The 14745-nt window shown below is 67.7% G+C and carries 15 protein-coding genes; all 15 read right to left on the minus strand.

The annotated features are described in order from the left end of the window. Window position 1: 1 nt before the first annotated feature. The 15 genes from rpsC to ACWEFB_RS30575 all read right to left on the minus strand — a co-directional run bounded on the left by rpsC (window position 2) and on the right by ACWEFB_RS30575 (window position 14711). Window positions 2-880 (minus strand): 30S ribosomal protein S3, encoded by an 879-nt coding sequence (gene rpsC, locus ACWEFB_RS30505; RefSeq protein ID WP_326561091.1) that lies wholly within the window; start codon window positions 878-880, stop codon window positions 2-4. After that, window positions 880-1353 carry a 50S ribosomal protein L22 gene (gene rplV / locus ACWEFB_RS30510; RefSeq protein ID WP_326561092.1) on the minus strand — a complete coding sequence of 158 codons (474 nt, stop codon included), beginning with the start codon at window positions 1351-1353 and terminating at the stop codon, window positions 880-882. The genes rpsC and rplV overlap by 1 nt, the downstream gene beginning before the upstream one ends. A gap of 36 nt (window positions 1354-1389) precedes the next feature. Further along, window positions 1390-1671, minus strand: coding sequence for a 30S ribosomal protein S19 (gene rpsS / locus ACWEFB_RS30515; protein WP_326561093.1), 282 nt, complete (start codon window positions 1669-1671; stop codon window positions 1390-1392). A 15-nt stretch (window positions 1672-1686) separates the two neighbouring features. Continuing rightward, window positions 1687-2526, minus strand: a complete 840-nt coding sequence (rplB, locus tag ACWEFB_RS30520; RefSeq protein WP_326561094.1) for a 50S ribosomal protein L2 — start codon at window positions 2524-2526, stop codon at window positions 1687-1689. Between the two features lie 12 nt (window positions 2527-2538). Next, a complete protein-coding gene (rplW, locus tag ACWEFB_RS30525) occupies window positions 2539-2841 on the minus strand; it encodes a 50S ribosomal protein L23 (protein ID WP_121158405.1) in 303 nt (100 codons plus the stop codon). Continuing rightward, a complete protein-coding gene (gene rplD / locus ACWEFB_RS30530; RefSeq protein ID WP_326561095.1) occupies window positions 2838-3509 on the minus strand; it encodes a 50S ribosomal protein L4 in 672 nt (223 codons plus the stop codon). The genes rplW and rplD overlap by 4 nt, the downstream gene beginning before the upstream one ends. Then, a complete protein-coding gene (gene rplC / locus ACWEFB_RS30535; RefSeq protein WP_326561096.1) occupies window positions 3506-4171 on the minus strand; it encodes a 50S ribosomal protein L3 in 666 nt (221 codons plus the stop codon). The genes rplD and rplC overlap by 4 nt, the downstream gene beginning before the upstream one ends. 11 nt (window positions 4172-4182) lie before the next feature. Then, window positions 4183-4491 (minus strand): 30S ribosomal protein S10, encoded by a 309-nt coding sequence (gene rpsJ / locus ACWEFB_RS30540; protein WP_007073037.1) that lies wholly within the window; start codon window positions 4489-4491, stop codon window positions 4183-4185. 349 nt (window positions 4492-4840) lie between these two features. Then, the gene (gene tuf / locus ACWEFB_RS30545) at window positions 4841-6034 is read right to left on the minus strand and encodes an elongation factor Tu (RefSeq protein ID WP_326561097.1); all 1194 of its coding nucleotides are present in this window, start codon (window positions 6032-6034) and stop codon (window positions 4841-4843) included. Between the two features lie 235 nt (window positions 6035-6269). Beyond that, a complete protein-coding gene (fusA, locus tag ACWEFB_RS30550) occupies window positions 6270-8366 on the minus strand; it encodes an elongation factor G (RefSeq protein ID WP_326561098.1) in 2097 nt (698 codons plus the stop codon). A gap of 71 nt (window positions 8367-8437) precedes the next feature. Then, on the minus strand, window positions 8438-8908 hold the full coding sequence (gene rpsG / locus ACWEFB_RS30555) for a 30S ribosomal protein S7 (RefSeq protein ID WP_326561099.1): 471 nt from the start codon (window positions 8906-8908) through the stop codon (window positions 8438-8440). Window position 8909: 1 nt separating this feature from the next. Next, the gene (gene rpsL, locus ACWEFB_RS30560; RefSeq protein ID WP_007465318.1) at window positions 8910-9284 is read right to left on the minus strand and encodes a 30S ribosomal protein S12; all 375 of its coding nucleotides are present in this window, start codon (window positions 9282-9284) and stop codon (window positions 8910-8912) included. A 462-nt stretch (window positions 9285-9746) separates the two neighbouring features. After that, the gene (locus ACWEFB_RS30565; protein WP_326561100.1) at window positions 9747-10286 is read right to left on the minus strand and encodes a hypothetical protein; all 540 of its coding nucleotides are present in this window, start codon (window positions 10284-10286) and stop codon (window positions 9747-9749) included. Window positions 10287-10386: 100 nt separating this feature from the next. Then, complete coding sequence (locus ACWEFB_RS30570; RefSeq protein ID WP_326563041.1) at window positions 10387-10743, minus strand: hypothetical protein; 357 nt, start codon at window positions 10741-10743, stop codon at window positions 10387-10389. An 80-nt stretch (window positions 10744-10823) separates the two neighbouring features. After that, the gene (locus tag ACWEFB_RS30575; protein ID WP_326561101.1) at window positions 10824-14711 is read right to left on the minus strand and encodes a DNA-directed RNA polymerase subunit beta'; all 3888 of its coding nucleotides are present in this window, start codon (window positions 14709-14711) and stop codon (window positions 10824-10826) included. Window positions 14712-14745: the final 34 nt, after the last annotated feature.

The raw sequence follows: 14745 nt of genomic DNA on the forward strand, positions 1-14745 counted from the left end.
GTCAGCCCTCCTGCGCTGAGCTGTCCGATCCGGCCGGAGCCGGATTGGCCGGCGCGGCGCTAGCCGGCGCGGCCTGGTCGTTCGTGGCCTCGGCCGGGGTGCCGGCGAACTCCGCCGCCGCCGCGCGCCCAGCCTCGGTGCCGCCGGCGGTGGTGCCGGACGAGCCGGACCGCCCACGACGCGGCCGCTCGGGCCGGTCACTACGGTCGCGACGCGGACGGGCCGGACCGGTCTCGGCCGGGGCTTCCCGACCGGGTACGGCGTCACCCTTGTAGATCCACACCTTCACGCCGATCCGGCCGAAGGTGGTCCGCGCCTCGAAGAAGCCGTACTCGATGTTGGCCCGCAGCGTGTGCAGCGGCACCCGACCCTCACGGTAGAACTCGGTACGGCTCATCTCCGCGCCGCCGAGGCGGCCGGAAACCTGTACCCGGATTCCCTTGACGATCGGGTTCTTCATCGCCGACTGCATCGACTTACGCATCGCCCGACGGAAGCTGACCCGGCTGGAGAGCTGCTCGGCGACAGCCTGTGCGACAAGCTGTGCGTCCGACTCGGGGTTCTTCACCTCGAGGATGTTCAGCTGCACCTGCTTGCCGGTCAGCTTCTCCAGCTCGCCACGGATCCGGTCGGCCTCCGCACCCTTACGGCCGATGACGATGCCCGGCCGTGCGGTGTGGATGTCGACCCGGACCCGGTCCCGGGTGCGCTCGATGTCGACCTTGGAAATACCGGCCCGCTCCAAGCCCTTGGACATCATCCGGCGGATCTTGACATCCTCGCCGATGTAGTCCTTGTAGAGCTTGTCCGCGAACCAGCGCGACTTCCAGTCGGTCGAGATGCCAAGCCGGAACCCAATCGGGTGAACCTTCTGACCCATTACTCGGCACCTTCCGTCTTGCTCTGCGTGTCGGCAGCCTCGGCCTCGGTGGCCGGCGCGACCTTGGCCGGTGCGGCCTTCTTCGCCCCGCCCCGCTTCGGCGTGGCAGGCGCGACCGCCTCGACCACGATGGTGATGTGGCTGGTCCGCTTGCGGATCCGGTACGCCCGGCCCTGCGCCCGCGGCCGGAACCGCTTCATCGTCGGGCCCTCGTCGACGTACGCCTCGCTCACGAGCAGCGCGTCGGGGTCCAGCCGCTCGTTGTTCTCGGCGTTGGCGATCGCACTCGCGAGCACCTTGTAGACCTGCTCGCTCGCAGCCTGCGGCGCGAACTGGAGCACCGTGAGCGCCTCCTTCGCGGGCAGGCCGCGGACGAGGTTGACCACCCGGCGAGCCTTCGTCGCCGAGATGCCCACGTGCCGCGCAACCGCCCGCGCGCCCGGAAGCACCGGAGCGTCGCCCTTAACTGGCATCGCTGAAACCCCTTGATCCTTTATCCGTGGCCCGGCTCAGCGCCGGCGACTCTTCCGGTCGTCCTTCTCGTGACCCTTGAACGTACGGGTCAGCGCAAACTCGCCGAGCTTGTGCCCGACCATCGCCTCGGTGACGAACACCGGAACGTGCTTGCGCCCGTCGTGCACGGCGATCGTGTGTCCGAGCATGTCCGGAATGATCATCGAACGCCGGGACCACGTCTTGATGACGTTCTTCGAGCCCTTGTCGTTCTGTACTTCCACCTTCTTGAGCAGGTGGTCGTCGACGAACGGGCCCTTCTTCAAGCTGCGAGGCATGTCTACCTAACTCCCTTAGCCGCGCTTGCGGGTCGCGTAGCGGCGGCGGACGATCAGCCGGTCGCTCGGCTGGCCCTTACGACGGGTGCGGCCCTCGGGCTTACCCTGCGGGTTCACCGGGTGACGACCACCGGACGTCTTGCCCTCACCACCACCGTGCGGGTGGTCGACCGGGTTCATCGCGACACCACGGACGGTCGGGCGCTTGCCCTTCCACCGCATGCGGCCGGCCTTGCCCCAGTTGATGTTTGACTGGTCGGCGTTGCCGATCTCGCCCACGGTCGCCCGGCAGCGCACGTCGACCCGCCGGATTTCACCGGAGGGCATACGCAGCGTGGCGTAGGCACCCTCGCGACCCAGCAGCTGGATACCGACGCCGGCCGAACGGGCCATCTTGGCCCCGCCGCCCGGACGCAGCTCCACGCAGTTGACGGTGGTACCCACCGGGATGTTGCGCAGCGGCAGGTTGTTGCCCGGCTTGATGTCGGCGGTCGGGCCCGACTCCACCGGGTCGCCCTGCTTCAGGTCCTTCGGCGCCACGATGTAGCGCTTCTCGCCGTCGGCGTAGTGCAGCAGCGCGATGCGCGCGGTCCGGTTCGGGTCGTACTCGATGTGCGCGACCTTGGCCGGCACGCCGTCCTTGTCGACCCGCTTGAAGTCGATCAGCCGGTACTGCCGCTTGTGGCCGCCACCGTGGTGCCGGGTGGTGATCCGGCCGTGGGCGTTACGCCCACCCTTCTTCGGCAGCGGAGCCAGCAGCGACTTCTCGGGAGTCGACCTGGTGATCTCGGCGAAGTCGGCGACGCTGGAGCCACGTCGGCCAGGCGTCGTCGGCTTGTATTTACGGATTGCCATTGTCTACACCCCTCAGCTGACCGGGCCGCCGAAGGCCTCGATGCGGTCGCCGTCAGCCAGCTTCACCATCGCGCGCTTCGTGGCCTTGCGCTGGCCGAACCCATTCCGGGTCCGCTTGCGCTTGCCCTCGCGGTTGAGCGTGTTGACCGTCAGGACGCGCACGTCGAAGATCTGCTGGATAGCGATCTTGATCGCGGTCTTGTTCGCGTCCGGGTGCACCAGGAAGGTGTACCAGTTACGGTTCAGCTCGCTGTAGCTCTTCTCGGAGACGACCGGCGCGACGATGATGTCCCGCGGGTCGGCGATCGTGCTCACTTCTCGTCGCCCTCACTTCCGGACTCGTCCGCGGCCTGCGCCGCCGCCGGAACCCGCAGGAACTCGTCCAGCGCGTCCCGGGTGAAGATCACGTCATCGGCCACCAGCACGTCGTACGTGTTGAGCTGGCCGGCCTCGAGCAGGTGCACCCGCGGCTCGTTACGCAGCGAGATCCAGTTGATCTCGTCGGTCCGGCTCAGCACGACCAGGACCCGCTTGGCCTCGGTCAGCTTGGTCAGCGTGGCCAGGGCCGCCTTGGTCGACGGCTTCTCGCCACCGACGAACGCCTCCACCACGTGAACCTGACCCGCGCGCGCCCGGTCAGACAGGGCACCGCGCAGTGCGGCGGCCTTCATCTTCTTCGGGGTCCGCTGGCTGTAGTCACGCGGCACCGGGCCGTGGACGACGCCACCGCCGGCGAACTGCGGCGCGCGGATCGAGCCCTGACGGGCGCGACCGGTGCCCTTCTGCTTGTACGGCTTCTTGCCGCCACCGGCGACCTCACCGCGGGTCTTCACCTTGTGCGTGCCCTGGCGCGCGGCGGCCAGCTGGGCCACCACGACCTGGTGCATCAGCGACAGGTTCGCCTGCACGTCGAAGATGCTGTCGGGCAGCTCGACCGAGCCGCTCTTGCCACCCTCGACGGTGCGCACGTCAACGGAGGTCACTTCGCCACACCGCCCTTCTTCGCCTGCGCCTTGGCCGCGGAGCGCACCAGCACCAGGGCGCCCTTGGGGCCCGGGATGGCGCCACGGACGAGCAGCAGGTTCTGCTCGGCGTCGACCGCCTGGATGACCAGGTTCTGCACGGTGAAGCGACGCGCGCCCATCCGACCCGCCATCTTCACGCCCTTGAAGACGCGACCGGGGGTCGCGCAGGCGCCGATGGAGCCGGGCGAGCGGTGCTTGCGCTCGACACCGTGGCTCGCGCGCAGGCCGTGGAAGCCGTGCCGCTTCATGACACCGGCGAAGCCCTTGCCCTTGGTCCGGCCGGTCACGTCGATCGACCCGCCCGGGGCGAAGGAGTCGACGGTGACCTCCTGGCCCAGCTCGTACTCCGAGGCGTCGGCGGTGCGCAGCTCGACGATGTGCCGCCGAGGGGCAACGCCGGACTTCGCGAAGTGCCCGGCCCGCGGCTTCTTGACCTTGCGCGGGTCAACTACGCCGTACGCCAACTGGATCGCGGAGTACCCGTCCTTGTCGGTGGTACGGACCTGGCTCACGACGCACGGGCCGGCCTGCACCACGGTCACCGGGACAACGCGGTTGTTGTCCCAGACCTGGGTCATGCCGAGCTTGGCGCCCAGGATGCCCTTAACTTCCCTGTCCATTAGTCCGGTCCCTACAGCTTGATCTCGATGTCGACGCCAGCCGGCAAGTCGAGACGCATGAGCGAGTCGACCGTCTTCGGGGTCGGGTCGATGATGTCGATCAGACGCTTGTGCGTGCGCATTTCAAAGTGCTCGCGCGAGTCCTTGTACTTGTGCGGCGAACGGATCACGCAGAAACGGTTGATCTCCGTGGGCAGCGGCACCGGGCCCGCGACCTGCGCCCCGGTGCGCGTCACCGTCTCCACGATCTTCCGCGCCGAGGAGTCGACGACCTCGTGGTCATAGGCCTTGAGCCGGATGCGGATCTTCTGTCCCGCCATGGTGGCTTCTGTTCCTTCTCTCGATGCCGCTGTCTTGCGGGTGCTCACCACCTGGTAGAGCCCCACTTCGCCGACCCCCGCGGTCGGGCGTGTCGCGCTCCGGGATCAGACTCCGCCCGGAGTTACCCGAGGCGATCTGACCTTCGCGGGTCGGTCGAGGCGTCCGTCATGCAGAACATGGCGCGGACGCCGTGCGAGGGTGGTTGACCGCCGTGGCGGTCAACCACCCTGCGCGCGACTCTTCGTGGACGCTCACCCGGGAGACCCGGGCGCGCGCCAACAAACGGTCGGTACGCAACCTGACTAGTATGCCGTACTACCGCACGACACACCTAATCGGGGTTACCTTTTACTTAATGATCTTCGTGACGAACCCGGCGCCGACCGTCCGGCCACCCTCACGAATCGCGAACTTGAGGTTGTCCTCCATCGCGATGGGCTGGATGAGCTTGACGGACATCGTCGTGTTGTCGCCCGGCATGACCATCTCGGTGCCCTCGGGCAGCGTGACAACGCCGGTGACGTCCGTGGTCCGGAAGTAGAACTGCGGACGGTAGTTCTGGAAGAACGGGGTGTGCCGTCCACCCTCCTCCTTGGAGAGGATATAGACGGTCGCCTCGAACTCGGTGTGCGGGGTGTTCGACCCCGGCTTCACCACGACCATGCCACGCTCGACCTCGTCGCGCTTGGTACCGCGCAGCAGGAGGCCGACGTTCTCGCCTGCGCGAGCGTCCTCCAGGGTCTTGCGGAACATCTCGATCGCGGTGACCTTGGTCTTGAAGCTCTTCTCCTTGATACCGACGAGCTCAACATCCTCGTTCGGCAGGAGAACGCCACGCTCGACCCGGCCGGTGACGACCGTGCCACGACCGGTGATCGTGAACACGTCCTCGACCGGCATCAGGAACGGCTTGTCGGTCTCGCGAGCAGGCTGCGGGATCGAGGTGTCGACCGCGCTCATCAGGTCCATGAGCTTGTCGGTCCACTCCGGGTCGCCCTCGAGCGCCTTCAGCGCCGAGACGCGTACGACCGGCAGGTCGTCACCCGGGTACTCCTGGTTCGAGAGCAGCTCCCGAACCTCGAGCTCGACGAGCTCGAGGAGCTCCTCGTCATCGACCATGTCGCTCTTGTTCAGCGCCACGACGATGTACGGCACGCCAACCTGGCGGGCCAGCAGCACGTGCTCGCGGGTCTGAGGCATCGGGCCGTCGGTCGCCGCGACCACCAGGATCGCGCCGTCCATCTGCGCGGCACCGGTGATCATGTTCTTGATGTAGTCGGCGTGACCGGGGCAGTCAACGTGCGCGTAGTGCCGCGCCTCGGTCTGGTACTCGACGTGTGCGATCGAGATCGTGATGCCGCGGGCCTTCTCCTCCGGCGCCTTGTCGATCTCGTCGAACGGCGTGTACGGGTTGAGGTCGGGCATCTTGTCGTGCAGGACCTTGGTGATGGCCGCCGTCAGCGTCGTCTTACCGTGGTCGATGTGACCAATGGTGCCGATGTTGACGTGCGGCTTAGTCCGCTCGAACTTCGCCTTCGCCACTGGTGTCCTCCTGTGGACTTCTTGGTTAGTACGCCCGGCACGCCATTCGGCGTTCAGGACTCTGTCGACAGCCTTACCGGCCGATTTCCGGCCGGGAAGTACTTGGGTCTTGCGGCGGTGAAACCTTCAGGCCTGGTCTCTTGCAGCCCGGCCCGGGCAGACCGCGGGCGAGATTACCCGCCCGTGGTCCTAGCGGTATCACCGGCCCGGCATCGGGCGAGTTACGCGTCTCCGCTCACTCACCCGTCGCCTTCGCGATGATCTCCTTCGCGACGCTCTGGGGAACCTCGGCGTAGGAGTCGAACTGCATGCTGTAGCTAGCCCGGCCCTGGGTCTTCGACCGCAGGTCGCCGACATAGCCGAACATCTCCGACAGCGGCACCAGGGCGCGGACGATGCGAGCACCGCTCCGCTCCTCCATGGCCTGGATGATGCCGCGGCGGGAGTTGATGTCGCCGATGACGTCACCCATGTTTTCCTCAGGGGTGGTGACCTCGACTGCCATCATCGGCTCGAGCAGTGCGGGATCGGCCTTGCGGGCCGCTTCCTTGAGCACCATCGAGCCGGCGATCTTGAACGCCATTTCGGACGAGTCGACCTCGTGGTACTGCCCGTCCAGCAGCGTCAGCTTCAAGCCGACCAGCGGGTAACCGGCCAGGGTGCCGTACTGCATGGCGTCCTGGGCTCCGGCGTCGACCGACGGGATGAACTCCCGCGGGATACGACCACCGCTGACGGCGTTGACGAACTCGTACGTCGGCTGGTCGTTGCCGAGCGGCAGCGGCTCGAGGCTGACGATGACCCGGGCGTACTGACCCGAACCACCGGTCTGCTTCTTGTGCGTGTGCTCGACCTTGTCCACCTTGCGGCGGATGGTCTCGCGGTACGCCACCTGCGGCTTGCCGATGTTGGCCTCGACGTTGAACTCGCGGCGCATCCGGTCGACCAGGATGTCCAGGTGCAACTCGCCCATGCCGGAGATGACCGTCTGGCCGGTCTCCTCGTCGAGCCGGACCCGGAAGGTCGGGTCCTCCTCGGCCAGCCGCTGGATCGCGGTGCCGAGCTTCTCCTGGTCGGACTTGGTCTTCGGCTCGATCGCCACGTTGATGACCGGCTCCGGGAACGTCATCGATTCCAGGATGACCGGGTTCGCCGGGTCGGAGAGCGTGTCACCGGTGGTGGTCTGCTTCAAACCCTGGACCGCGATGATGTCGCCAGCCTGCGCCGTGGGGCGCTCTTCCCGCTTGTTGGCGTGCATCTGGTAGATCTTGCCGATCCGCTCCTTGCGGTCCTTGGTGGAGTTGACCACCTGGGAACCCGACTCGAGCGTGCCGGAGTAGACCCGTACGTAGGTGAGCTTGCCGAGGTGCTTGTCAGTCTGGATCTTGAAGGCCAGACCGGCGAACGGCTCGCTGTTCGAGGGCTTGCGCAACAGGACGGTCTCGCCGTCGAGCGCGGTGCCCTCGACCGCCGGGATGTCCAGCGGCGACGGCAGGAAGTCGACCACGGCGTCGAGCATCGGCTGGACGCCCTTGTTCTTGAACGCCGAGCCGCAGAGCACCGGGTTCGCCTTGCCCGCGATCGTGGCCCGCCGGATGGCGGCCTTGATCTCGTCGGCGGCGATGTCCTCGCCCTCGAGGTACTTCTCCATCACCGAGTCGTCGACGTCTGCCAGCGTCTCGAGCAGCTTGTCGCGCCACTCGGCGGCGGAGTCGGCGAGGTCGGCCGGGATCTCCTCGATCGCGTAGTCCTCGCCCTTCTGGGTCTCGCCACGCCAGGTCAGCGCGCGCATACCGATCAGGTCGACAACACCGATGTGGTCACCCTCGAGCCCGATCGGGATCTGGAGCACCAGCGGGGTGGCGTTCAGCCGGTCGATCATCATCTGCACGCAGCGGAAGAAGTCGGCGCCGGTTCGGTCGAGCTTGTTGACGAAGCACATCCGGGGGACGTTGTACTTGTCCGCCTGGCGCCAGACGTTCTCGGTCTGCGGCTCCACACCGGCGACCCCGTCGTACACCGCGACCGCACCGTCCAGCACCCGCAGCGACCGCTCGACCTCGACCGTGAAGTCGACGTGGCCGGGCGTGTCGATGATCTGGATCGTGTGGCCCTTCCACTCACACTTGGTGGCGGCGGAGGTGATGGTGATTCCCCGCTCCTGCTCCTGCTCCATCCAGTCCATGACGGCGGCGCCCTCGTGGACCTCACCGATCTTGTACGTGATGCCGGTGTAGAACAGGATCCGCTCGGTGGTCGTGGTCTTACCAGCATCGATGTGCGCCATGATGCCGATGTTGCGTACCTTGGCGAGCGCGTCTGCGGCGGCCACTTCAATCCCTACTTATCGTCGTCTCGACAACCTGGTCGTGCCGCCGCCCTGCGGCGGCGGCACGAGGCGTGTTACCAGCGGTAGTGCGCGAAGGCCTTGTTCGACTCGGCCATCTTGTGCGTGTCCTCGCGCCGCTTGACGGCGGCACCGAGGCCGTTGCTCGCGTCGAGCAGCTCGTTCATCAGGCGCTCGATCATCGTCTTTTCCCGACGCGCCTTGGAGTACGTGACCAGCCAGCGCAGGCCGAGCGTGGTCGCCCGGGCCGGGCGAACCTCGACCGGCACCTGGTAGGTGGCGCCACCGACCCGGCGGCTGCGCACCTCCAGCGTCGGCTTCACGTTGTCCATCGCCCGCTTGAGGGTGACTACCGGGTCGGTGCCCGACTTCTCCCGGCAGCCCTCGAGGGCGCCGTAGACGATGCGCTCGGCGAGGGCGCGCTTGCCGCGAAGCAGGATCTTGTTCACCAACTGGGTGACCAGCGGGGAGTTGTATACCGGGTCGGCGACCAACGGCCGGCGCGGAGCGGGTCCCTTACGCGGCATGTCAGCTCTTCTCCTTCTTCGCGCCGTAACGGCTGCGGGCCTGTTTGCGGTTACGAACGCCCTGGGTGTCCAGCGAGCCGCGGACAATCTTGTAGCGCACGCCGGGGAGGTCCTTCACCCGGCCGCCGCGAACGAGCACGATCGAGTGCTCCTGCAGGTTGTGCCCGACGCCCGGGATGTACGCGGTCACCTCGATCTGGCTGCTCAGCTTCACACGGGCGACCTTGCGCAGCGCCGAGTTCGGCTTCTTCGGGGTGGTGGTGTAAACACGCGTGCACACGCCGCGCCGCTGCGGGCTGCCCTTCAGCGCGGGCGTCTTGGTCTTCGTCGTCTTAGCTTGGCGGCCCTTTCGGACCAACTGCTGAATGGTGGGCACCGGGTTTTCCGCTCCCTCCGACCGCCTGCCCGGCGGTCGCGCCTTGGTCGTAGTCGCCCGGGTGGGTGACTCTCCTACATTCCAACCGAACCCGTCCGTCGGACGACTCCGGCACCCGCGGTCGGGCGTGTCGCCCGTCCACGGCCCGCTGCGTGCTCTCGCCCGCATCGGTTTTATCCGGTCGGCGTACGTTCACCGCCGACCTCTTTGACTGGGTCGTGATGCCGCTCGATGGCCGGATACCGGCTCGCGAGCACACACGAGTTGCCCGGGCGAGCCCGGGCACGAGGGGAAGGGTACCTACCAGAAGCACCCAGGTCAAAACGGGGGTTCCCCGAAAAGCCACGCCGTGGCTTCCCGGCCCGTCCCGCCCGCGCACCCACAGCAGGCACCACTACAGCAAGTGTACCGGCCCCGCAGGAATTCGGCCCGGCCGGCCCCCGGACAGCGCCCCGCGTCGGCTCAGCTGAGCTGCAGGAGCACCGCCAGCCCGAACCCGATCACGGTCAGCCCGAGGCCCGCCGCGCCGCACCAGATCCCGGACACCGCCACCCCCGCGCCAACGAAGCGGACACCGGAGGACGACATCGCGGATCGGGTCTGCCTCCGCCCGAGCACCCCGAGCCCGATCGCCGCAGCGCCCAGCAGCGCGCCCAGGACCCCGAACGCGCCGGCCACCCAGGCTCCCCATCCACCGCTGAGGCCAACCAGCCCGAAGCAGAAGACCACCAGCGAGACGACGATGGCGGCGATGCCGGCGGCCAGCGACCCGACCGCCAGCCCGGAGGTGATCGGCGGCACATCCAGGTAGGCGAGGCCGAACGGCGTACCGGGAACGGGGTCGACCCGGCGGGGTGGGCGCCACGTCTCGCGCGGTGGCTGGGGCACCGGGGCCGGTCGCCCCGGGCCGGCCGGCGCCGGCGCGGTCGCGGGAAAACCCGCCTGCGGGTACGCGGGCGGCTGGCCGCCCGGTCCCGAGGGTGGCCGCGCCTCTTCCGTCACCGACGTCCCCCTCCGACAGCCGAGCCCCGGTCGAGCCGGACCGGGCTGGTCCTCCCACGGGGTCCCCACACTCTAGGCGGTCCCCCTGCGGGGCGGTGCGCTAGTTGATGGTGGGGGCGAAGTCCTGACCGCCGGGCGTGCCGGCGAGGTGCAGCAGGCCGATCACGGCCACCACCACGGCCGTGACGGTGGCCAGCGTGATGCCGGCCCAGGCCAGCCGCTCCCCCCGACGCAGCAGCGCCGAGCCGGTGAGATAACCGGCCGAGGCGTACGCCTCCCGGCGCGCCTGCCGCGCCAGCAGCAGCGCGACCGTGGCCGGCACTATCCCACCGAGGAACACGCCGGTGAGCGCGGCCACCAGGCCCAGCGCGAAGACCGCCCGCGCCTTCGTCGAGCGCACCGGATCCGGGTCGAGCGGGTGCCGCAGCAGCGGTCCGGGCAGGGTCACCGGCGTCATCTCCACCAGGCCAGCCTACAAACAGGCGAGCGCCCCACGCGCCGTCAGTACGGCACGTGGGGCGCTCGGACCCGTTCTGGTTAGCGGTACGACCCGAAGTCGAAGTCGTCCAGCGGAACCGCCTGCCCGCTGGCCGGCCCGAAACCGTAGTCGGTCTCGGGGTACCCGGTCATCGAGTAGACCTTGGCCTTCGCCTCCTCGGTCGGCTCCACCCGGACGTTGCGGTACTTGCTGATGCCGGTACCCGCCGGGATGAGCTTTCCGATGATGACGTTCTCCTTGAGACCGATGAGCGAGTCACTACGGGCGTTGATCGCCGCGTCGGTGAGCACCCGGGTGGTCTCCTGGAAGGAGGCCGCCGACAGCCACGAGTCGGTCGCCAGCGATGCCTTGGTGATACCCATCAGCACCGGCCGACCGGCCGCGGGCTCGCCGCCCTCGGAGACGAGCCGGCGGTTCTCCGACTCGAACAGCGCGCGGTCGACCAGCACGCCCGGCAGGAACTCGGTCGCACCAGAGTCGATCACCGTGACCCGCTTGAGCATCTGGCGGATGATGATCTCGATGTGCTTGTCGTGGATCAGCACACCCTGCGAGCGGTAGACCTCCTGGACCTCCTGGGTCAGGTGGACCTGGACCGCACGCGGGCCGAGGATCCGCAGCAGCTCGTGCGGGTCGATGGTGCCCTCGGTGAGCTTCTGCCCGACCTCGACGTGGTCGCCGTCGTGGGCCCGGAGCTTGACCCGCTTGGAGATCTTGTCGTACACGATCTCCTCGCTGCCGTCGTCCGGCACCACGATGATCTTCCGAGAGCGCTCGCCGTCCTCGATCCGGATCCGGCCGGGGGTGTCGGCGATGGGCGCCTTACCCTTCGGCACCCGGGCCTCGAAGATCTCCTGCACACGCGGCAGACCCTGGGTGATGTCCTCACCCGCGACACCACCGGTGTGGAAGGTACGCATCGTCAGCTGGGTACCCGGCTCACCGATCGACTGGGCCGCGATGATGCCGACCGCCTCGCCGATGTCGACCGACTTGCCGGTCGGCAGCGAACGGCCGTAGCAGGCCGCGCAGACCCCGAGCTTGGACTCGCAGGTGAGCACGGAGCGCACCCGGACCGTCTCGACGCCAGCCTCGACGATCTTGTCCACCAGGATGGAGTTGAGGTCCATCCCCCGCTCGGCGACCACGGTGCCGTCGGTGCCCTTGATGTCGTCGGCCAGGGTACGGGCGTGCACACCGGTCTCGGCGTGCGTGTGCACCACCAGCTTGTCGCCGAGGAACTCGCCGACCTGCATGGGGATGGCACGGTCCGTACCGCAGTCCTCCTCGCGGATGATCACGTCCTGCGAGACGTCCACCAGACGACGGGTCAGGTAACCCGAGTCGGCGGTACGCAGCGCGGTGTCGGCCAGACCCTTACGGGCACCGTGCGTGGAGATGAAGTACTCCAGTACGGACAGACCCTCCCGGTAGCTGGCCTTGATCGGCCGCGGGATGATCTCACCCTTGGGGTTGGCCACCAGGCCACGGATCGCGGCGATCTGGCGGAGCTGGAGCAGGTTACCGCGGGCACCCGAGTTGATCATGACCCAGAGCGGGTTCTCCTGCGGTAGCGCGGTCTCCATCTCCTTGGCGACCTCGTTGGTCGCCTTGGTCCAGATCTCGATGAGCTCGCCGCGACGTTCCTCGGCGGTCATCAGACCCCGCTGGTACTGCTTGTCGATCCGGTCGGCTTCCTTCTCGTACCGCTCCAGGATCTCCGGCTTGCGCGGAGGCGCGATGACGTCCTGCATACCGATCGTCACGCCGGACCAGGTGGCCCAGTGGAAACCGGCCTCCTTGAGCCCGTCGAGGGTCGCGGCCAGCGCCACCTTCGGGAACCGCTCGGCGAGATCGTTGACGATCGCGGAGAGCTGACCCTTGCGGATCTCGTAGTTCACGAAGCGGTAGCCCTGCGGCAGGGTCTCGTTGAACAGCACCCGACCCAGCGTGGTGTCGACGGTCAGCGCCGAACCCGGAACCCAGCCCTCGGGCTCGGTCCACTTCTCCGCGCCGGCACCGTTGTCGACACCGATCACGCCGTGCAGACGGATCTTGATCGGGGTCTGGAGGTGCAGCTCACCGTTGTCGAAGGCCATCCGAGCCTCGGCGTCCGAGCTGAACGCACGACCCTCGCCGACCTCACCGGGGGTGAGGTGGGTCAGGTAGTACAGCCCGATCACCATGTCCTGGGTGGGCATGGTCACCGGCTTGCCGTCGGCCGGCTTGAGGATGTTGTTCGACGACAGCATCAGGATCCGCGCCTCGGCCTGGGCCTCGGCCGACAGCGGTACGTGCACCGCCATCTGGTCACCGTCGAAGTCCGCGTTGAACGCGGTGCAGACGAGCGGGTGGATCTGGATCGCCTTGCCCTCGACCAGCTGGGGCTCGAAGGCCTGGATGCCGAGACGGTGCAGGGTCGGCGCCCGGTTGAGCAGCACCGGGTGCTCGCCGATGACCTCTTCCAGCACATCCCAGACGACCGGCCGCTGCCGCTCGACCATCCGCTTCGCGGACTTGATGTTCTGCGCGTGGTTGAGGTCGACCAGCCGCTTCATCACGAACGGCTTGAACAGCTCCAGCGCCATCTGCTTGGGCAGACCGCACTGGTGCAGCTTGAGCTGCGGGCCGACCACGATGACCGAACGGCCGGAGTAGTCGACGCGCTTGCCGAGCAGGTTCTGACGGAACCGACCCTGCTTGCCCTTGAGCATGTCGGAGAGCGACTTCAGCGGGCGGTTACCCGGACCGGTGACCGGCCGGCCGCGGCGGCCGTTGTCGAACAGCGCGTCGACGGCCTCCTGCAGCATCCGCTTCTCGTTGTTCACGATGATCTCCGGCGCGCCCAGGTCGATCAGGCGCTTGAGCCGGTTGTTCCGGTTGATCACCCGGCGGTAGAGATCGTTCAGGTCCGAGGTCGCGAACCGGCCACCGTCGAGCTGCACCATCGGGCGCAGGTCCGGCGGGATGACCGGGACGCAGTCGAGCACCATGCCGAGCGGTGAGTTGCGGGTGTTCAGGAACGCCGCGACCACCTTCAGCCGCTTGAGCGCCCGGATCTTCCGCTGGCCCTTGCCGGACCGGATGATCTCGCGGAGGTTCTCCGCCTCGGCGTCGAGGTCCATGTTCTGGACCAGCGCCTTGATCGCCTCGGCACCCATGCCGCCGGTGAAGTACTCACCGAACCGGTCCCGCAGCTCCCGGTAGAGCAGCTCGTCCGTGACCAGCTGCTTCGCGTCCAGCTTGCGGAAGGTGTCGAGCACCTCGTCCAGCCGGTCGATCTCGCGCTGCGCCCGGTCGCGGATCTGGCGCATCTCGCGCTCGCCGCCCTCTTTGACCTTGCGGCGCACGTCGGCCTTGGCACCCTCGGCCTCGAGGTCGGCCAGGTCGGCCTCCAGCTTGGCGGCCCGCTTCTCGATCTCCGAGTCGCGGCTGTTCTCCGCCTGACGCTTCTCGGCCAGGATCTCGTTCTCGACCGTGGACAGGTCGCGGTGACGCGCTTCCGCGTCGACGCTCGTGATCACGTACGATGCGAAGTAGATGATCTTCTCGAGGTCCTTGGGAGCCAGGTCGAGCAGGTAGCCCAGCCGGCTCGGGACGCCCTTGAAGTACCAGATGTGGGTGACGGAAGCGGCCAGCTCGATGTGGCCCATCCGCTCACGACGCACCTTGGAGCGAGTCACCTCGACGCCGCAGCGCTCACAGATGATGCCCTTGAACCGGACCCGCTTGTACTTACCGCAGTAGCACTCCCAGTCCCGCTGCGGACCGAAGATCTTCTCGCAGAAGAGCCCGTCCTTTTCCGGCTTCAGGGTGCGGTAGTTGATCGTCTCGGGCTTCTTAACCTCGCCGTGCGACCACTGGCGGATGTCGTCCGCGGTAGCCAGGCCAATGCGCAACTCGTCGAAGAAGTTGACGTCGAGCACGTTATGTATCCCTCGTGTCGTGTCGTACTTACTG

It is taken from the genome of Micromonospora sp. NPDC004704, assembly GCF_053601675.1.